Here is a 17535-nt window from a genome sequence, read left to right as displayed (position 1 = left end):
CCCGCCTTGTGCGCGCCTTTCAGGTGTCGAACCAAGTTAGAGGCTAAGCTGTCGATTTGAAGCCTTGAGAAACTCGCGCTTCAAATCCTCATAGCTATGCACGGCCGGGAACTGCGGAAACTCACGAATCACATTGTCGGGCGCATGGAACAAGATGCCGGCATGTGCCTCGCTGAGCATGGTCGTATCATTATATGAATCACCCGCGGCAATGATCCGGTAGTAAAGGCTTTTCAGCGCAATGACCGACTGGCGTTTCGGGTCTTTCTGACGCAACTGGTAACCGACCACGCGATCAGTTTCATCGGTGACCAGCTTGTGGCAAAGCAAGGTCGGGAAGCCCAGTTGGCGCATCAAGGGCTGCGAGAATTCGTAGAAAGTATCCGACAAGATGATGACCTGGAACCGCTCACGCAACCAGTCGACAAACTCCACCGCGCCATCGAGAGGCTTTAGCGTCGCAATCACCTCCTGAATGTCCGCCAGTTTTAGTCCATGCTCATCAAGGATGCGCAGGCGCTGCTGCATCAACACGTCGTAGTCAGGAATATCGCGGGTTGTCGCCTTCAGCGACTCGATACCGGTTTTTTCCGCAAAAGCGATCCATATCTCAGGTACCAACACGCCTTCAAGGTCGAGACAAGCGATTTCCACAGGACACTCCTAGCTGTATTTTTATAGAAGACGGCACTCTAACGGCTCCCCATACACGAAGCAACGCGCCGCTATATGCACAAAACCATCAGTCGCAATGGCAGTTGGTTATTTAGCGGCATATCCACGATTTGTTACCATCGCCGCTACAAAGCGCCAAGCGCCATGATAATTAGGAATAATCCCTGATGAGCCACCCATTTGATGTAGCTGAAACAGCGGCAGCCTACGCCACAAAATCACCGCAGGAAATTCTCAAACTGGCCTTCGAACACTTTGGCGATGAGTTGTGGATTTCGTTCAGCGGTGCCGAAGATGTTGTACTGGTGGATATGGCCTGGAAGATCAACAAAGGCGTTAAGGTCTTCAGTCTCGACACGGGACGCTTGCATCCTGAGACCTATCGCTTTATCGATCAGGTTCGCGAGCATTACGGCATCAGCATTGACATACTCTCGCCTGACCCGGCCGCGCTTGAGCCAATGGTCAAAGAAAAAGGCCTGTTCAGCTTCTACAAGGATGGGCACTCCGAATGCTGCGGTATTCGTAAAACTGCGCCATTAAGACGCAAGCTCTCGACGGTTAAAGCCTGGGCAACCGGACAGCGCCGCGATCAAAGCCCGAGCACACGCAGTGAAGTCGCTGTACTTGAGATTGACAGCGCCTTTTCCCCGGCTGATCGCCCGCTCTACAAGTTCAACCCTTTGGCGCAGATGACCAGCGAAGAGGTCTGGAACTACATTCGTGCACTTGAGCTGCCTTACAACGCCTTGCACGAGCGCGGCTTCATCAGCATTGGCTGTGAACCCTGCACCCGCCCTGTACTTCCCAACCAGCACGAGCGTGAAGGTCGTTGGTGGTGGGAAGAAGCAACGCAAAAAGAGTGCGGCCTGCACTCAGGCAACATCATCAGCAAAATTTGATCCGTTCTGGCGAATTTTTGCTGCATCCAAAAAAACCGGCAAGTGCCGGTTTTTTTGTTATCGCAGAAGATCAGTAGGTCGGTAACTCAACGCCCTCGAACAACTCCTCAAGCTCGGACTTGTTATGGCATTGCACCGCCTTGGCCAAGACCTCGCGAGTCAGGTGTGGGGCGAACTTCTCGATAAAGTCGCACATAAACCCGCGCAGGAATGTACCGCGCCGGAAACCGATCTTGGTCACGCTCGCCTCGAACAACTCGCTGGCATCAAGTACGACCAAGTCTGGATCGAGTGCTGGATCCACAGCCATTTCCGCGACAATGCCAACCCCCAGCCCCAGACGCACGTAGGTTTTGATCACGTCGGCATCGGCTGCGGTAAACACAACCTTGGGCGTCAGCCCCCGATGGCTAAAGGCCTCATCAAGTTTGGAACGTCCGGTGAAGCCAAAGACGTAGGTGACAATCGAATACTCAGCCAAGGCTTCCAGCGTCAGCTTGGGCAGCTTAGTCAGCGGATGGCCTTGTGGGACAACCACGCAGCGGTTCCAGCGATAGCACGGCATCATTACCAGATCATTGAATAGCTCAAGCCCCTCTGTCGCGATGGCGAAATCGACGGTGCCATCAGCGGCCATTTCGGCAATCTGCAAGGGTGTCCCTTGGTGCATATGCAGTGATACGTCCGGGTATTGCTTGATAAAACCACTGATCACCTTAGGCAAGGCATAACGCGCCTGGGTATGGGTGGTGGCAATTGATAGGGTGCCCTTCTTCTCGTTGGAAAACTCTTGGGCGATCTGCTTGATGCTTTCGACCTTGCGCAGGATTTCTCCGGCGGTGGTGATAATCCGCTCACCTGCTGGCGTAACGCGCGTCAGATGCTTACCGCTACGCGCGAAGACTTCGACCCCCAGCTCATCCTCCAATAGACGAATCTGCTTACTGATGCCCGGCTGTGATGTGTATAGACTCTGTGCAGTAGCAGACACGTTGAGATCGTGGTGCGCAACTTCCCAGATGTAGCGCAATTGCTGGAGCTTCATAACTATCCCTCAAAGCAGATAAGCGCCGTGCTAGTTTCGGCTCTCTCATATAACCATAAGAACGGTTCAATCGTTCAATTTAGACGATTTTTTTAAAGTTGCAGCTTTAATCGTCAAGCGCCCATTCAGAAAATAATCCCGGCATCCCCACGGCTGCGATGCTGCAGCATCGGCACCAGGTAGATCGGCACCTCTGCGAGCTGTAAAAGTCGTGTCGCAGTTCGTCCCATTGGAATATCCAGATCTGTTCCGTGGCTATGACTGCCTATGACTAACAAATCCACTTCTAGTTTCTGTGCTTGAGCCAATATCACCTGCGGCGGATCGCCCTGCACTACGCGCACGGCTCGAATCAACGCAAGGTCGTCCGGAGAGTCGGCGATTTCATCCTTGAAGCCCTCCAGGACTCTCGCCTCGATTCCCGCCATGACCGTCTCCAGGCCTTTGTGGCGAAGCGTTTTCAAATGCTCCTCGTCGAGATAGGTTTTAAGTACTGATTCTGCAAACAACCCCATGGGCTCAACAGCATGGATCACATACAAGCTGGCATTGAACGCCCGGGTCATGGCTAACGCATGCTGCAATACATACGGCGCATAGAGCCCAAGGTCTGTGGCATAAAGAATAGTTCGGATCATGCTGGCTCCTTGTACCCGCATGACGGGTCCTACTTGAGCTTAGCAGTGCGGCCAGCATGTCAATTTAAAAGCGCGCCTAAATAAGATCAGCGGAAATCGGGGCAAGCCTTTCAATGCCCACGCAAACGGGGGCCTTCACCCCTTGATCGGCTGCAACTCGTTGCTTACGCCATGGGGAACATGCCCGGTGGCGACCACTGCCCTGGCCTTTTCGCAGTGACTGGCCTGGTCGTCGAAAAATACATCAGCGCCGAAGGTGTCGAGAATCGACGACTTATCCAACCCACCAAGGAAAAACGACTCATCCAGACGGATATTCCACTCGCGCAAGGTTCGGATGACACGCTCGTGAGCTGGCGCAGAACGCGCTGTAACCAATGCAGTGCGAATGGGGCATGACTCTTCAGCGAACTCTTGCTGTAGCTTGTGCAGGGCGGCCAGGAATGGTTTGAACGGCCCACCACCGAGCAACTCCCGGGCGGATTGCTTCTCATGACTCTGAAACGCCTCAAGCCCACCGGACTGATAGACACGTTCGGACTCATCAGAGAACAAAACCGCATCACCATCGAAGGCAATTCGCAATTCATTGCTGGCTTCTCGCCGACTGCCACCGGAAAGAATAGTGGCGGCACCAAAACCGGCACGCAGCGCGCTGCGCACATCTTCGGCGTGGGTGGATAAGAACAGATGGCAACCAAAGGCCGCTAGATAAGGGTCTGGACTGCGACCGCCGACAAAGGCTGCCCGTGAAATTCCCAGCCCGTAATGCTGGATCGAATTGAATGCGCGCAGGCCTGTATCGGCACTGTTACGTGAAACCAGGATCACCTCGACCCTTTGCTGGCCCAGGGTCTGGTTGAGGGCGAGCAGCTTTTCTACGAGCGCAAAGGCATCGCCCGGCATGAGTATTTCGTCTTCGTGATCAATCTGATACTGGCGATAAGCCGCAACGCCCTCGCCAACATAGACCTGATGACTTTCACGCAGATCGAACAATGCACTGGACGAAATCGCCAGGACCAATTTGTCGCCCAGTACCTTGCTCATAGTGTTCTCACTCCTGGGAATTGCGCTGGTCAATAAACTGCAGGGCCTGATACAACGCCTCAATGCGCGGCATGGAACATCCGGCAGCGGCTGCGGCGGCGAGCGGCGCGGCATAGATAGCCTTTAGCTCAAGTGGGCGCTTGTGGGCATGGTCGTGATACATGCTGGGCAGGTAATCCGGCATGCGCTCAGTTGCCTTGAGCATCTTCGCGGCAAAATCAGCAGGGATTTGATAACCACAAGCCCCCGCACCGGCGACCACTTCACCCATGATTGCAGCGATCAGTTCACGGCTGCTCTGGCTAGCCATGAGGCCGCTGGTGCCTGAGTCAAGTAGAACCGACAAACCGTTGTATGGCACGTTCCACACCAGCTTTTGCCAGCGCGCCTGACCCAGTTCGGCCGCGACCGTTGAGTCAATGCCAGCCAGATTGAACATCGCCGCCCCGGCTGCTGTGATCTGCTCACGCTCTTGGTCCGAGGCCGGACCTGAGTGATAACCCAGGTTCACCGTGCCCAATGCCTGATGCTCAATGACGCCTGCCTGGGCACGATGCACACAAATCAAACACAAGCCACCGAGTAAATGCAGGTTGTCGGGCAGTAAAGGCCGCAGCTCATCTTCAACCCCTAGACCGTTTTGCAATAACAGGATTTTCGCACCATCTGCAGCCGCCTGGGTTATGGCAGGCACCAATGCGGCATTACTGGTGGTTTTAGCTCCGACCAGCAACCAGTCACAACGCGGCATATCCGCTGCATTGCTATATGCCTGCACCGGATTGAGCGTCAACGCGCCATGCACAGCACTGTTGAGATGGATGCCATTTTCAACAACAGCGCCATACTCGCTGCGCAGCAGGAAATGAACATCAAAGCCTGCTCGGGCGAGCATCAGGCCATAAAAGCCGCCAATTGCGCCGGTACCGATAATGCCTATACGTGGACGTGGTGTGCTGGACATCAAGGAAACTCCTCAGCGGGACGCGAATGGGCCGCATCCAAAGCAAGGCGCAGATCATCTGCGCGTAAACGACAACTCAGCCGATCATAAAAACTGCCACCCTTAACTGCAAACACCGCCGGCAAATGAAACAGTCAAAACAAGGCGCAGGCGACTATTGAGCGGATCAATCTCCAATCCTGCGTTCTGTTGCCATGCCAGCCGCACCGCTGCTGACAGCTGGTTTTGCCAATAAAGCCCCTGTTTACGGTTTAATTTGCCAGAGTCGCGATTAATCCGCAGCACAATTGCGTTCAACCATTGTCGAGTCTGCCTGTTACGCGATAAGGTTCTGTTTCCCCGCTGTGCTCATTATTGCTGTGCTCCGCCACACGGGGAACGCTGGCGGCCGGCACCCGTGACCTGACGAATCTGACTGATGAATAGCACGATGGCTGATTTACCGATTGATGACCTTAACGTTGCCTCCAACGAAACGCTCATCACCCCCGAACAACTCAAGCGTGAAATTCCGCTGACCGAAGCCGCATTGCGCACTGTCGCCTCTGGCCGTGAAGTAGTGCGTAACATTCTTGATGGTAAGGACCATCGTTTGTTTATTGTTGTCGGCCCCTGCTCTATTCACGACATTAAAGCGGCCCATGAGTATGCCGAACGCCTGAAAGTACTGGCGGCTGAAGTCTCAGACACCCTGTATCTGGTCATGCGCGTTTATTTTGAGAAGCCGCGCACCACAGTGGGCTGGAAAGGCTTGATCAACGATCCATATCTGGATGACTCATTCAAGATCCAGGATGGCTTGCACATTGGCCGCACCCTGCTGCGCGACCTGGCCGAGATGGGCTTGCCGACAGCAACCGAAGCGCTGGACCCTATTTCGCCCCAGTACCTGCAGGACCTGATCAGCTGGTCAGCCATCGGGGCTCGCACCACCGAATCCCAGACCCACCGGGAAATGGCCTCGGGCCTGTCTTCAGCGGTCGGTTTCAAGAATGGTACCGATGGCGGCCTGACTGTTGCGATCAACGCCCTGCAGTCGGTTTCAAGCCCTCACCGCTTCCTCGGCATCAACCAGGAAGGTGGCGTATCGATCGTCACCACCAAAGGCAATGCCTATGGCCACGTTGTATTGCGCGGCGGTAACGGCAAGCCCAACTATGACTCGGTTAGCGTTGCAGTCTGCGAGCAAGAACTAAGCAAAGCAGGCATTACACCCAACATCATGGTCGATTGCAGTCACGCCAACTCCAACAAGGACCCGGCGCTACAACCCTTGGTGATGGACAACGTGGCCAACCAGATTCTCGAAGGCAACCAATCCATCGTTGGCCTTATGGTCGAGAGCCACCTGGGCTGGGGCAACCAGTCGATCCCCAAAGACTTGTCACAGCTCAAATACGGTGTATCTATTACCGATGCCTGTATCGACTGGGAAAGCACGGAGAAGACCCTGCGCAATATGCACGCCAAACTCAAGGATGTGCTACCCAAGCGCCAGCGCGGCTAGGTTCCAGACCTATACATGGTTGCAGTTACACCGCTGCAACCATGTATACAGTTGCTGCGCCATGTCTGGATGCAGTGCAAAAAGCCGGGAAATCCCGGCTTTTTTGTGAGTGCTGATCTGGATCGAAAATCAGTTGTTGCTCAAGCGCTGTTGACGCTCCATGTAGCGCTCGACATAGGAGCATGACGGAATCACCGTGTACCCCATGCGCTCGGCATATTGCAGCGCATGCTCGGTTAGTTGCGCCGCAATGCCGCGCCCGCGCAGGCTGTTGGGCACAAAGGTACGATAGATGTCCAAGGTTTGCTTGCCCAGGTCCATATAGGCCAAGTAGGCACGATCACCATCCACTGTGATTTCGAATTGGTGACCAGCCTGGTCATGATGAATGGACAACGCCTCGCTCATTACTACTCCTCAATAGGATTACTGCTCAACCCGAACCTTATCAATCTTTCTCAGGCGTAGCGACATTTGTGCTGTGCCGTTGCCACCTTGGACGGTCAGGTAGGCCTTTTGGTTCGCGACCCGGGTCAAGACACCTTGATAATACATCCCATCATAAGTGATAAAACGCATACGCCTACCAATATAATCAGGCAAGGCATCAACATGCACGAAACCTGACGAAACCAGAACAGGCTCTGTCGATACTACATTGGCCAGCGCGGCCTTGTCTGCAGCAGCGACCTTCAGCGCAACCGGGTCAACCCATTCAAAGCCAACATCCTTGACCAGCGATTGGTTAACAATAACCGTTGGCCGCATCATGCTTAATGCATCCTTGGCCTCAAAGAACTGCAGGCCATCCCAGACCATACCCTCCGTTGGCTCCAGCTCGACTCGCAGTGATTGCGGGTCGGCCAGGTAGCGGGCGTATGCATCGAGCAGCGACTGGTTGAGCGCAACACGTTGATGGCGCAAGGACTGATCGACCTTGGCAATGGCAACCTTTCGATAGGCCTCAGGCGTCAAGCCCATCTTGGCGGCACAGTAGGTCTGCACTTTGCGCTGGTACTCGTTGTCACTCAACTCGACACTCAGGCGTTTGATCCGCGGGGGGTTATTGCGAATATCCGCCGGGTTATCAGACATATTCGCCAACGACAGGCTGACCTGCATTGCCCCCATCTCGCGCGTATCTGAATCCAGGTGGAAAGTCAGTTTCTGCGCGGATGGCTCGAACAGATAGGAAAACTCCCCATCGGTTTCAAGGGTGCGATACCCCATATCAAGCAACTCATTGGCACCAATATGCTTTACATCACCACAGGCCACATCACTCAAGGCACTGTAGATATCGGTTTGCGCCGGTGGCTGGTAAAACGCCTGAGCAAGCGGGCCAAACACATCGACCGACAGGCCCTTGATGCTGACCGCCAGTTGCTCGGGAACCTTGCGCTCTGCCAGGCGTTCCTTGAAACGCAACAACTCAGAAAGACCATTGAACTTCAGCTCTGCGTGGGCAATTTGCAACTTATCGCCAGCAGCGGGTATGCGGATGGATACATCCTCAAGCCCGACACGGCCATCGAATGAAGACGTGATACCGCCATAGCTGATATCAACAATCGGTGCCAAACGATCCCTGGCATCGTTCATGATCGAGCGAACGGAGAGGTACAGCGATAACTTGACAATTATCGCCACCAGCAAAATAGACAGCACGCCCCACTTGATCAGCTTTCCCATAACCATCCCGCCCCTGGCCATCAATCCAATATCACCGCATATTAGCAAGCAAATGGTTTAAATCAGGGACTTACAGCACACTTATGATGCCGATGCAGATCAATACCGCAATGACGGGGACCACCACTGTGACGACAAAAATGTCTTTGTAGGCGTTTTTGTGGGTCAGGCCCATGATCATCAACATGGCAATCACCGCACCGCAATGCGGCAACGAGTCCAGCCCACCCGCAGATATATTGGCGATACGGTGCAAGACCTCCGGCTCGACGCCCATGTCCAGATACCTTGGCGCCAGGCTTTGCATGAAAATCTGCAAGCCGCCAGAAGACGACCCCACAATTGCCGAGACCACGCTGACCGAGGCAAAAACCGACAACAACGGCGGCAAGTCAAGGGATAACACCCACTGCGAAAACTGCATGAAACCTGCGGTGTGAGTCACCACGCCACCAAAGCCAATCACTGCGGCCGTATTAAGTAGCGGCATGATCGAATCATCTGCCCCCTGCCCCAATATCCCGAGCGTGTTACGGCGCAACCCGGCAAACAAGATGATGGCAGTTGCAGTAGCAATGACCAGTGCCAGGCTCGGCCAGAGAATCGGCTGCTGCAGGCTAAACTGCAGCAAGCCGGCAAGCGCTCCGCCCGCCCCTGCATCGACTCCGGCAGCCATCAACAGGCGTGGCAACAAAATCACCCCGAGCACCACGGCGATAGGCACCAGTGCCAAGGCCCAGTGAGGTCCTGCTCCTGGTGTTCCTGCGATTTGCTGCATGCGTTCATCCTGGGCGTTGGACTCGAACCCCTCGCCCCTGGCAATAGCCAGCCGCCACTCACGCTGCACATAAAGCATGCCCAGTGTAACCATGATCACCGAGGCGACAACTCCAATCCAGGCCCCTGCAAACAGATCCGTTCCCAAGGCATTGGCGGCGATAACGTTGTGAATCGAGGGGGTGCCCGGCAAAGCGGTCATGGTGAAAGTACCGGCTCCCAGGGCAGTAGCCGCGCAAAACAGACGCTTGGGCAGATTGGCTTCACGCATCAAACCTATGCCCAGCGGGTACATGGTAAAAATCACGACGAACACCACAACACCGCCGTAGGTCAAAAGTGCGCATACCAGCATGGTTACCCATAATGTGCGCTTGACGCCCAGCCAGCCGGTGATCGCTTGTGCGATGCTGCTGGCCGCCTGGCTGGCAGCCATTGCCTTGCCAAAGATGGCTCCGCACAGAAACAGCACAAAGAATTTACCGGCAAAGGTGAATGCACCCAGGGGCCCGAACGGAAAGTACTCGAGCAGCGCCTGGGGCACTAACAAGTCGTTTGTGAGCGCAACTATTATCGAACTGCATAACGTAGCGATAAATATATTCACGCCGCGCAAGGCCATGAATATTAGTAACCCCAATGCAACCAACAAGCCTAAATTACCCAGCATAGCCCCTGCCTTTTTTGTTTTTTAGATGACAGTTCAGTGAACTAATGTAGCCCTAGCGTGGTCGGTTAAGAGTGCCCGTCGAGTGCCAATGAGCTTATACCGCCGGGCACTGTCGAAGCCTTGCCACAAGCGGATTGTATGTTTTTTATACAACGGATGTAAGCGTCAAACACATTGTTGGAGTAAACGCAAAAAAACAGGCTAGACTTGCACTTTGTCAGTTTACTTACTACAGGTTATGAGTAGTATGTACGCCGGCTAATCCCCCATAACTGGGGAATTGCTTTTATGGAAAAACTCCACATTTAGGGGAACACAATGAACAACGTCCTGAAATTGTCTGCTCTGGCTTTGGCCGCAGTATTGGCTACTGGTTGCAGCAGCATGTCTAAAGAAACTGAAGCTCGTCTGACTGCTACTGAAGACGCTGCTGCACGTTCGCAAGCCCGTGCTGATGAAGCCTACCGCAAGGCTGACGAAGCTATGGCTGCTGCTCAGAAAGCTCAGCAAACTGCTGACGAAGCTAATGAGCGTGCTCTGCGTATGCTGGATAAAGCCAGCCGCAAGTAATAGCCTTCAGGCTAAAGAAAGCCGGCCCATTATGGGCCGGCTTTTTTTTGTCGATGGTTTTGCAAGTGCAAATAAAAACCCGCCGGTTTCACGCGACGGGTTGCTTCAACACAGCCACCTAATCAGAACGGATTACTGATCTGTTCATTATTGATTGGCGCACTCTGCTCGGTGGCAATCTCGACGGGCAAGCCATCTTGCGCCGCCACAACTTCACGCACCACCTCCCAGTCCAAACGGAAGTTGGCAAACTCATCCTGCTTGAGCAATGTATTGATCACTGCGGTGTGCTTGTCGATAACCGATACCTTGCCCTCGTCGTCCAGGGGCTCATGCGCCTCCAGGTACACCCGACCATTACTGCGACCGAACTTGTAGGGCTGGTTGATAATACGTACCGAGGTGCCTACCGAAGTCATGGCCGCCAGTTCCAACACATTCTGATTGAACATGCGGAAGCAACCATGGCTGACACGCATGCCAATGCCGAATTTCTTGTTGGAGCCATGAATCAGGTAACCCGGAACCGAGAGCGCCATTTTATACGGGCCCAGCGGATTATCAGGACCTGGCGGTACCACCGATGGCAAAGGATCGCCATCCGCGGCATGTTCTGCGCGTATTGATTTTGGTGGGTACCAGGCGGGGTTGGGCGTCTTGGCAGTAATGCGCGCATTGGCAACTGGCGAACCCCAGCCTTCACGACCGATCCCTAGCGGATAGGTGTAGACCACATCCTTGCCCTTGGGGAAATAATAGAGACGGTATTCGGCAAGGTTGATTACGATGCCTTCGCGCGGACCTGGCGGCAGGATAAAGCGAGTCGGCAGAATGATCTCAGCGCCCTCGCCTGGCAACCAGGCGTCAATACCCGGGTTGGCCGCGACCATTTCCGAGTAACCGAGGTCGCTGGCTGTCGCAAGATCAGCAAAGGTATCTTCGTACTTGGCCTTGACCACCTGAACCTGACCAACAATGTCATCGCCTGGTGGCGGCAATGGAAACTCAAGAGCACTTGCAGATCCTGCGACCAACAATGCGGCAACAGAAAGGCAGCGGGAAACCGCAGATACGTGCGACAACATCCGGAAATCCTTGGAGAAGGTGACTGATAAACGTGCGTTACTCATTTCGATTGTACACCGCGGCATTGAGCACAGGGAGCCCCGTACAGCGACAACAGCTAACTGGATGTGACAACCAGAATGGCCAGTGGTTGCCTTTGCACATGGCTTGGCGACGCTCAGTCAAGCAGCAGCATGGAGCGCTCGCCACGGCGCTGGGCCTCAAGTATCTGCCTGCACAAGGGACACAGGCGCTTATCACGCAACATGTCCTTTTCAAGCGGCTGCCAGCGTGGCTGCGAAGGCAGGAAGCCGCCACATAGCGTTCGATCACCCGAATTGCCCAGCTCAAGTTGACGCTCGACCAAATGCACACGCACCTCCCGACAGGCGAACAAGTCCAGCTGCTCATCAGGTTCGATCAGTTTATAGGCATGCAAAGACCAGGCAATACGCGGCATTTAGGGCTCCAGAAGGGGGCGCCACATTATCCGAAACACAGGACTCAGAAAAGCCTCAAACACTCATTCAGGCTTATTTAATAGTGGTTGCAGCTCAGGCCAGACGTTTTCCAGCAGAATCGGCTGGGCCGTAAGCCCGGGATGCAGGCCATCGGCCTGCATCATCCCAGGCACACCGCCGACCCCTTCCAGAAAAAAGGGCACAAAGGAGACTGATTTCTGCTCGGCAAGATCACTAAAGACCTGGGCAAATGCATGGGTGTAGCGCTGGCCATAATTAGGCGGCAGGCGCATGCCCAAGAGCAGCACCTTGGCGCCCTGCTCGTGCGCCTGTTCAATCATTCCCGCAAGATTTTGTTGCAATTGGTTCGGTGCCTGTCCACGCAGCCCATCATTGCCTCCCAGTTCAAGAATCACCCATTGCGGCTGATGCTCCTTGAGCAACCCAGGCAAGCGGGCGGCGCCACCAGCACTGGTATCACCACTGATGGAAGCGTTGATCACTTCTATGTCATAACCTTGCTCGGTAATGCGTTTTTGCAACAAATTCACCCAGCCCTGACGGGTATCCAGGCCAAAAGCAGCACTGATACTATCGCCAACAACCAATATCGTCCCTGCAGATGCATTGCTGATCCACACCGTCAGTATCAGGACAACGCCGATAAACCCTGTACGCATTGGATTCTCCATGAGCTCATGTATTCTCACCGCGCGAAATCTCAGCAAAGTGGTGCCCAGCGCGGAAGGCGAGTTGAGCATATTGCACGCCCTCAGCCTCGACCTCAATGCAGGTGACAGCCTGGCAATTGTCGGCAGCTCCGGTTCGGGCAAATCGACCCTGCTGGGTTTGCTCGCCGGGCTCGACTTGCCGAGTACCGGCAATGTCGAGCTGGCCGGGAACAATCTCGGGGAAATGGATGAGGATCAACGAGCCCGGGTTCGCGCCGAACATGCAGGTTTCGTGTTCCAGTCCTTCCAATTACTCGACAGCCTCAATGCGTTGGAAAACGTCATGCTGCCGCTTGAACTCGAAGGTCATCGCGATGCCAGAGAGCGTGCACGCGGGCTGCTTGAACGGGTCGGCCTTGGTCATCGCCTGACGCACTACCCACGCCAACTGTCCGGCGGTGAACAACAACGGGTCGCCATTGCACGTGCATTTGCCGCCGAACCCGATGTGCTGTTCGCCGACGAGCCAACCGGCAACCTTGACAGCCACACCAGCCAGCGCATCAGTGACCTGCTGTTTGAGCTGAACCAGGAACGTGGCGCCACCCTGGTCCTGGTCACCCACGACGAACGCCTGGCACACCGCTGCCAACGCCTGATTCGCCTTGAAGGCGGTCATTTGATCGACGCAGTAGAACCTTGATGACCAAACTTCCCCGCTCCCGCCTTGTAGCCCTGGCCTGGCGCCAACTGCTGCGCGAATCGCATTCTGGTGAGCTGCGCATTCTGTTCTTTGCCTTGATCATTGCTGTCGCGGCCAGCACCGCAATCGGCTACTTCAGTGCGCGACTCAACGAAGGAATGCTGATGCGCGCCAGCGAATTCCTTGCCGCCGACATGGTTCTTTCCGGCAGCTCACCGGCAGCAAATGAACAAATCAGCCAAGGTCAAGCGCAGGGGCTCGATCATGCGCAGACGGTGGAGTTCTCAAGTGTGATTGCCACCGACGCTGGCATTCAGCTGGCCAGTGTCAAGGCGGTCGACAAGGCCTACCCTTTGCGTGGCCAACTCAAGCGCGCGGACCAGCTCTACGGCCCCGAGCAACCGAGCAGCGGCCCAGCACCCGGCAATGCCTGGGCCGAGGCGCGTTTGTTTGCAGCGTTAAATCTAAAGATCGGCGACAGTATTGATGTCGGCAACAAAAGCTTGAAGCTAAGTCACGTACTGACTTATGAGCCTGATCGCGCGGGTAATTTCTACAGCCTGACGCCACGGGTCTTGATGAATCTTGACGACTTGGCCGCAACGGGCATTGTGCAGCCAGGCAGCCGGGTCAAATACCGCGAGCTATGGCGCGGTACCCCGGATCAACTGGCGGCCTACAAGAACCTTATCGAACCGCAGCTCGAAGCCAACCAGAAAATCGAAGGCAGCCGCGACAGCAATCGACAGATTGGCGGTGCTCTGGGCCGGGCCGAACGCTACCTCAACCTTGCAAGCCTGGCCGCCGTGCTGCTTGCGGGCGTTGCCGTGGCGCTTTCCGCGACTCGCTTTGCTGCTCGACGTTTCGATGCCAGCGCACTGATGCGCTGCCTTGGTCTATCTCGCGGTCAAGCGCTGAGCCTGTTCGGCCTGCAATTGGCCATACTCGGTCTTAGCGCAAGCCTCATTGGCGCCTTGCTCGGCTGGTTAAGCCAGTTTGGGCTGTTCTATTTACTCAAAGAGCTGCTTCCGCCCGACCTTCCATCCGCCAGCTTCGGTCCCGCACTGGCAGGCATGGCAACCGGTTTAGTTGCACTTGCAGGTTTTGCCCTGCCGCCGCTGGCCGCCCTGGGGCGTGTTCCACCGCTGCGGGTACTGCGCCGCGACTTGCTGCCAGTGCCGGCCAGTTCATGGCTGGTCTACGGCGCGGCGCTGTTTGCCCTGGGCTTGATCATGTGGCGCCTGAGCCTCGACTTGCAATTGACCTTCGCCTTGTTGGGCGGTGGCCTGGTTGCCGCATTGTTGCTCGGTGGCCTGTTGCTGCTGGGCTTGAAAAGCCTGCGCAGAGTGCTGGCCAGGGCCTCATTGCCTTGGCGGCTTGGCTTGGGCCAAACGCTACGCTACCCACTTGCAGCGGCAGGGCAATCGCTGGCATTCGGCCTTATCATTCTGGCCATGGCCTTGATCGCACTGCTACGCGGCGAGCTGCTCGACACCTGGCAAGACCAGTTGCCGGAAGATGCTCCCAACCACTTTGCCCTGAACGTGCTGCCCGAGCACAAAGCTGCTTTTGAGGCTCGACTTGCCGAACTGTCGCCCAAACCAGCGCATTTATATCCGGTTATTCCAGGTCGCCTAATCAAAATCAATGATCAGCCGGTACAACAAATCGTCAGTAAAGACAGCCGGGGTGACCGCGCGATTAATCGCGACCTGAGCCTCACCTGGGCCGCCGATTTGCCCACTGACAATGAGCTGGTCGCAGGCAGTTGGTGGCACGCGAGCGAGCCACAAGACATGCCCGGCGTATCAGTCGAGTCGGAACTGGCTGAAAGCATGCAGTTGAAGCTGGGAGACCGACTCAGCTTTGTTGTTGGCGGGCTTAGCCGCGATGTGCGCGTGACCAGCCTGCGTAAAGTCGACTGGAACAGTTTCCAGCCAAACTTCTACATGATTTTCGAACCCGGCACGCTAAAGGACCTACCTGTCACCTACTTGACCAGCTTTTATCTCCCGCCCCAGCAAGATCGCCAGCTGGTTGAGCTTGCTCGCCAGTTTCCGGCCGTCACCTTGCTCCAGGTAGACGCCCTACTCGCTCAACTGCGCAGCATTGTTGCTCAGGTCACCGTGGCGATTGAGTTTGTCCTGTTGTTTGTATTAGCTGCGGGCCTGGCGGTTTTATTTGCCGGCTTACAGGCCACCCTTGATGAACGAATTCGTCAGGGTGCGCTGCTCCGCGCACTGGGTGCTGAACGCAAGCTCTTGGTCAAGGCCCGGCGCACTGAGTTTGGCCTGCTTGGCGCCGCAAGTGGCTTACTCGCAGCGCTGGGCTGCGAACTGATCAGTTTTCTCCTGTACCGCTATGCATTTGATCTAACCTGGCATCCGCACCCCTGGCTACTGGTCTTGCCCGTGATCGGTGCCGTGCTGGTTGCATCGGCAGGCATACTCGGTACCCGCAGAGCCTTGAATGCCAGCCCACTGACAGTGCTGCGCGAGGGTTGATAGACTCGCGTCCTTTAGCCGACAAGGTCTACAACAGGTATTTATGAGTCGCTATCGCCCACCACGCTCTGCTGGCACGCCACTGATTACACCTGAAGGCGAAGCCCGCATGCGCGCTGAACTGCATGAACTCTGGCATGTGCGCCGCCCCCAGGTGACCCAGTCCGTCAGCGAGGCTGCCGCCCAAGGCGATCGCTCCGAAAACGCTGAGTACACCTACGGCAAAAAAATGCTGCGTGAGATCGACAGCCGAGTGCGCTTTCTGACCAAACGCCTGGAAAGCCTGAAGGTCGTCAGCGCCCGCCCCAGCGATCCAGACAAGGTTTATTTTGGCGCTTGGGTCACGGTCGAGGACGAAGACGGCAAAGAAGCGCGCTACCGTATCGTCGGGCCTGATGAGCTCGACCTGAAGCAAAATATGATCAGCATCGACTCGCCATTGGCCCGCGCACTGATCGGTAAATCACTCGATGCTGAAGTCAGGGTGCAGGCTCCAACCGGCGACAAAACCTGGTACGTGGTTGCCATCGACTATCCCTAGCCTCGTCTGATATCAGGGTTTGATTCGCCGCGTGATCAGGCCCTGGCGCGCCACCCGTACCAATTGATGGACCCGCTCATCAAGATGCTCGGCCGCTATTGCAGGCAGCACGGCCATATCGAAACTGTCGCTGGCAAAGCGCGCCAGGCAATCGCTTGGTTCGACGAATTGGATCAAAAAGGCACGGGATGTACCGCCACGTCGTGGCCAGCCGTCCAGGTAACGCAGCAAGGTGGGTTGATGAACGCCACCGAGTAAGATTTTAGGGTTGCGCTTGATGAGCCCGGATGTGATCGGGGCTAAGCGAATATAGGGTTGGCAACTCATGCTCGCGTCTCCGCCTCAGAAATCCCGCTGGGCAGCGGTGAGAGGCGACACCGAACCAGCGCTTTAGCGGTATTTCGAAGCCTTTTTAAGGTCTTCTCGGAGAGTTGCACTGGGCAATTCCCGCGGCGCCCCGCAAGTAGCTGTTTAAATCGGCGCGTTTGAATCCTAGAGAATCAGGCTTATCGCTGTCAATACAGGCGATACAAAAACCTGATGATTAATCAGTTATTCGTAGAACAAAACTATCGCACACAAAAAAGCCCGCAGTAGCGGGCTTTACGGGTCAGGATGATCAGATGGAAAGGCGCTGATCCACCGACAACTTCCCAGCACCTTCGATCAAAATAGCAACACTGGCTGCCAGCAGTGCCAAAGCGAATTCGTAGCCATTTGCACTCATGAAGAAGCCGTTGCTGATGTGTACGCTGAAAATTGCCACCAGCATAGTCACGCTCAAAGCCAGCGCCGCCGGACGAACCAGCAAGCCAATGATCAACGCCAGGCCACCGAAGAACTCGGCACTGCCCGCCAGCAATGCAAACAGATAACCGGGGGTCATGCCCAGGCTTTCCATCCACTGGCCAACGCCTTCGAGGCCTGGGCCATCGAACCAGCCAAACAACTTTTGCGAACCATGGGCAGCAAAGGTCAGGCCCACGATAACCCGCAGTACTGTCAAGCCATAGCCTGCATGGGTGGTTGTTAGGGATTTAATCAGAGCATTCATGTTGTCAGTCCTTGTCAGGTATTAAGTTGAGCCAAATAATAACCCA

At 55.4% G+C, this 17535-nt stretch carries 19 protein-coding genes; 6 read left to right on the top strand and 13 right to left on the bottom strand.

The annotated features are described in order from the left end of the window. Positions 1-36: 36 nt before the first annotated feature. Positions 37-654, bottom strand: a complete 618-nt coding sequence (thrH, locus tag PSES9_RS0102775) for a bifunctional phosphoserine phosphatase/homoserine phosphotransferase ThrH (protein ID WP_010483766.1) — start codon at positions 652-654, stop codon at positions 37-39. A gap of 188 nt (positions 655-842) precedes the next feature. Between thrH and PSES9_RS0102770 the strand changes: the two genes are divergently transcribed. Further along, on the top strand, positions 843-1577 hold the full coding sequence (locus PSES9_RS0102770; RefSeq protein WP_010483763.1) for a phosphoadenylyl-sulfate reductase: 735 nt from the start codon (positions 843-845) through the stop codon (positions 1575-1577). Positions 1578-1647: 70 nt separating this feature from the next. Here PSES9_RS0102770 and cysB read toward each other — a convergent pair whose 3' ends face one another. The 4 genes from cysB to PSES9_RS0102750 all read right to left on the bottom strand — a co-directional run bounded on the left by cysB (position 1648) and on the right by PSES9_RS0102750 (position 5274). Then, a complete protein-coding gene (cysB, locus tag PSES9_RS0102765; RefSeq protein ID WP_010483761.1) occupies positions 1648-2622 on the bottom strand; it encodes an HTH-type transcriptional regulator CysB in 975 nt (324 codons plus the stop codon). 125 nt (positions 2623-2747) lie between these two features. Beyond that, positions 2748-3260 carry a universal stress protein gene (locus PSES9_RS0102760; protein WP_010483759.1) on the bottom strand — a complete coding sequence of 171 codons (513 nt, stop codon included), beginning with the start codon at positions 3258-3260 and terminating at the stop codon, positions 2748-2750. Positions 3261-3395: 135 nt separating this feature from the next. After that, entirely contained in the window at positions 3396-4310 is a 915-nt protein-coding gene (locus PSES9_RS0102755) for a 5'-nucleotidase (RefSeq protein ID WP_010483757.1), read from the bottom strand. A gap of 7 nt (positions 4311-4317) precedes the next feature. Next, positions 4318-5274 carry a putative 2-dehydropantoate 2-reductase gene (locus PSES9_RS0102750; protein ID WP_010483755.1) on the bottom strand — a complete coding sequence of 319 codons (957 nt, stop codon included), beginning with the start codon at positions 5272-5274 and terminating at the stop codon, positions 4318-4320. Positions 5275-5704: 430 nt separating this feature from the next. Here PSES9_RS0102750 and PSES9_RS0102740 point away from each other — a divergent pair, with 430 nt between their 5' ends. Next, positions 5705-6781: a 3-deoxy-7-phosphoheptulonate synthase gene (locus PSES9_RS0102740; protein ID WP_010483751.1), complete on the top strand. Its 1077-nt coding sequence runs from the start codon at positions 5705-5707 to the stop codon at positions 6779-6781. A 129-nt stretch (positions 6782-6910) separates the two neighbouring features. On the opposite strand, the gene PSES9_RS0102735 is transcribed toward PSES9_RS0102740, so the two are convergent. From PSES9_RS0102735 to PSES9_RS0102725, 3 genes are all read right to left on the bottom strand, one after another. Beyond that, positions 6911-7189 carry a GNAT family N-acetyltransferase gene (locus tag PSES9_RS0102735; protein ID WP_010483749.1) on the bottom strand — a complete coding sequence of 93 codons (279 nt, stop codon included), beginning with the start codon at positions 7187-7189 and terminating at the stop codon, positions 6911-6913. A gap of 18 nt (positions 7190-7207) precedes the next feature. Next, on the bottom strand, positions 7208-8473 hold the full coding sequence (locus PSES9_RS0102730) for a hypothetical protein (protein ID WP_010483747.1): 1266 nt from the start codon (positions 8471-8473) through the stop codon (positions 7208-7210). A gap of 70 nt (positions 8474-8543) precedes the next feature. Then, entirely contained in the window at positions 8544-9920 is a 1377-nt protein-coding gene (locus PSES9_RS0102725; protein WP_010483746.1) for a GntP family permease, read from the bottom strand. Between the two features lie 318 nt (positions 9921-10238). On the opposite strand from PSES9_RS0102725, the gene PSES9_RS0102720 reads away from it, so the two are divergent. Beyond that, positions 10239-10490, top strand: a complete 252-nt coding sequence (locus PSES9_RS0102720) for an Lpp/OprI family alanine-zipper lipoprotein (protein WP_010483743.1) — start codon at positions 10239-10241, stop codon at positions 10488-10490. A 122-nt stretch (positions 10491-10612) separates the two neighbouring features. Here PSES9_RS0102720 and PSES9_RS0102715 read toward each other — a convergent pair whose 3' ends face one another. From PSES9_RS0102715 to PSES9_RS0102705, 3 genes are all read right to left on the bottom strand, one after another. After that, positions 10613-11575 carry a L,D-transpeptidase family protein gene (locus PSES9_RS0102715; RefSeq protein WP_010483742.1) on the bottom strand — a complete coding sequence of 321 codons (963 nt, stop codon included), beginning with the start codon at positions 11573-11575 and terminating at the stop codon, positions 10613-10615. Positions 11576-11733: 158 nt separating this feature from the next. Continuing rightward, on the bottom strand, positions 11734-12015 hold the full coding sequence (locus PSES9_RS0102710; protein ID WP_010483740.1) for a hypothetical protein: 282 nt from the start codon (positions 12013-12015) through the stop codon (positions 11734-11736). A 63-nt stretch (positions 12016-12078) separates the two neighbouring features. Beyond that, entirely contained in the window at positions 12079-12696 is a 618-nt protein-coding gene (locus PSES9_RS0102705) for an arylesterase (protein WP_010483738.1), read from the bottom strand. A gap of 10 nt (positions 12697-12706) precedes the next feature. On the opposite strand from PSES9_RS0102705, the gene PSES9_RS0102700 reads away from it, so the two are divergent. Genes PSES9_RS0102700 through greB form a run of 3 tightly spaced genes read left to right on the top strand, consistent with a single transcriptional unit; the run spans position 12707 to position 16435 of the window. Beyond that, a complete protein-coding gene (locus tag PSES9_RS0102700; protein WP_010483736.1) occupies positions 12707-13390 on the top strand; it encodes an ABC transporter ATP-binding protein in 684 nt (227 codons plus the stop codon). Further along, on the top strand, positions 13390-15894 hold the full coding sequence (locus PSES9_RS0102695; RefSeq protein WP_010483734.1) for an ABC transporter permease: 2505 nt from the start codon (positions 13390-13392) through the stop codon (positions 15892-15894). The genes PSES9_RS0102700 and PSES9_RS0102695 overlap by 1 nt, the downstream gene beginning before the upstream one ends. Before the next feature lie 43 nt (positions 15895-15937). Further along, on the top strand, positions 15938-16435 hold the full coding sequence (greB, locus tag PSES9_RS0102690) for a transcription elongation factor GreB (protein WP_010483732.1): 498 nt from the start codon (positions 15938-15940) through the stop codon (positions 16433-16435). 12 nt (positions 16436-16447) lie between these two features. Here the strand turns inward: greB and PSES9_RS0102685 are convergent, their stop codons facing one another. Together PSES9_RS0102685 and PSES9_RS0102680 are read right to left on the bottom strand one after the other, a co-directional pair. Continuing rightward, positions 16448-16762, bottom strand: coding sequence for a hypothetical protein (locus PSES9_RS0102685; RefSeq protein ID WP_010483730.1), 315 nt, complete (start codon positions 16760-16762; stop codon positions 16448-16450). A 292-nt stretch (positions 16763-17054) separates the two neighbouring features. Further along, positions 17055-17489: a DoxX family protein gene (locus tag PSES9_RS0102680; RefSeq protein ID WP_010483728.1), complete on the bottom strand. Its 435-nt coding sequence runs from the start codon at positions 17487-17489 to the stop codon at positions 17055-17057. Positions 17490-17535: the final 46 nt, after the last annotated feature.

This window comes from Pseudomonas sp. S9 (assembly GCF_000222125.1).
Taxonomy (GTDB): Bacteria; Pseudomonadota; Gammaproteobacteria; order Pseudomonadales; family Pseudomonadaceae; genus Aquipseudomonas; species Aquipseudomonas segetis.
Note: the sequence above shows the minus strand (reverse complement) of the source record. Positions and strands in the feature narration are given on the sequence as shown.

Excerpts from the sequence above, each read along its gene's own strand:
- PSES9_RS0102770 (WP_010483763.1), top strand. The coding sequence starts at position 843 with ATGAGCCACCCATTTGATGTAGCTGAAACAGCGGCAGCCTACGCCACA.
- cysB (WP_010483761.1), bottom strand. The coding sequence starts at position 2,622 with ATGAAGCTCCAGCAATTGCGCTACATCTGGGAAGTTGCGCACCACGAT.
- PSES9_RS0102760 (WP_010483759.1), bottom strand. The coding sequence starts at position 3,260 with ATGATCCGAACTATTCTTTATGCCACAGACCTTGGGCTCTATGCGCCG.
- PSES9_RS0102755 (WP_010483757.1), bottom strand. The coding sequence starts at position 4,310 with ATGAGCAAGGTACTGGGCGACAAATTGGTCCTGGCGATTTCGTCCAGT.
- PSES9_RS0102750 (WP_010483755.1), bottom strand. The coding sequence starts at position 5,274 with ATGTCCAGCACACCACGTCCACGTATAGGCATTATCGGTACCGGCGCA.
- PSES9_RS0102740 (WP_010483751.1), top strand. The coding sequence starts at position 5,705 with ATGGCTGATTTACCGATTGATGACCTTAACGTTGCCTCCAACGAAACG.
- PSES9_RS0102735 (WP_010483749.1), bottom strand. The coding sequence starts at position 7,189 with ATGAGCGAGGCGTTGTCCATTCATCATGACCAGGCTGGTCACCAATTC.
- PSES9_RS0102730 (WP_010483747.1), bottom strand. The coding sequence starts at position 8,473 with ATGGGAAAGCTGATCAAGTGGGGCGTGCTGTCTATTTTGCTGGTGGCG.
- PSES9_RS0102725 (WP_010483746.1), bottom strand. The coding sequence starts at position 9,920 with ATGCTGGGTAATTTAGGCTTGTTGGTTGCATTGGGGTTACTAATATTC.
- PSES9_RS0102720 (WP_010483743.1), top strand. The coding sequence starts at position 10,239 with ATGAACAACGTCCTGAAATTGTCTGCTCTGGCTTTGGCCGCAGTATTG.
- PSES9_RS0102715 (WP_010483742.1), bottom strand. The coding sequence starts at position 11,575 with ATGTTGTCGCACGTATCTGCGGTTTCCCGCTGCCTTTCTGTTGCCGCA.
- PSES9_RS0102710 (WP_010483740.1), bottom strand. The coding sequence starts at position 12,015 with ATGCCGCGTATTGCCTGGTCTTTGCATGCCTATAAACTGATCGAACCT.
- PSES9_RS0102705 (WP_010483738.1), bottom strand. The coding sequence starts at position 12,696 with ATGCGTACAGGGTTTATCGGCGTTGTCCTGATACTGACGGTGTGGATC.
- PSES9_RS0102700 (WP_010483736.1), top strand. The coding sequence starts at position 12,707 with ATGAGCTCATGTATTCTCACCGCGCGAAATCTCAGCAAAGTGGTGCCC.
- PSES9_RS0102695 (WP_010483734.1), top strand. The coding sequence starts at position 13,390 with ATGACCAAACTTCCCCGCTCCCGCCTTGTAGCCCTGGCCTGGCGCCAA.
- greB (WP_010483732.1), top strand. The coding sequence starts at position 15,938 with ATGAGTCGCTATCGCCCACCACGCTCTGCTGGCACGCCACTGATTACA.
- PSES9_RS0102685 (WP_010483730.1), bottom strand. The coding sequence starts at position 16,762 with ATGAGTTGCCAACCCTATATTCGCTTAGCCCCGATCACATCCGGGCTC.
- PSES9_RS0102680 (WP_010483728.1), bottom strand. The coding sequence starts at position 17,489 with ATGAATGCTCTGATTAAATCCCTAACAACCACCCATGCAGGCTATGGC.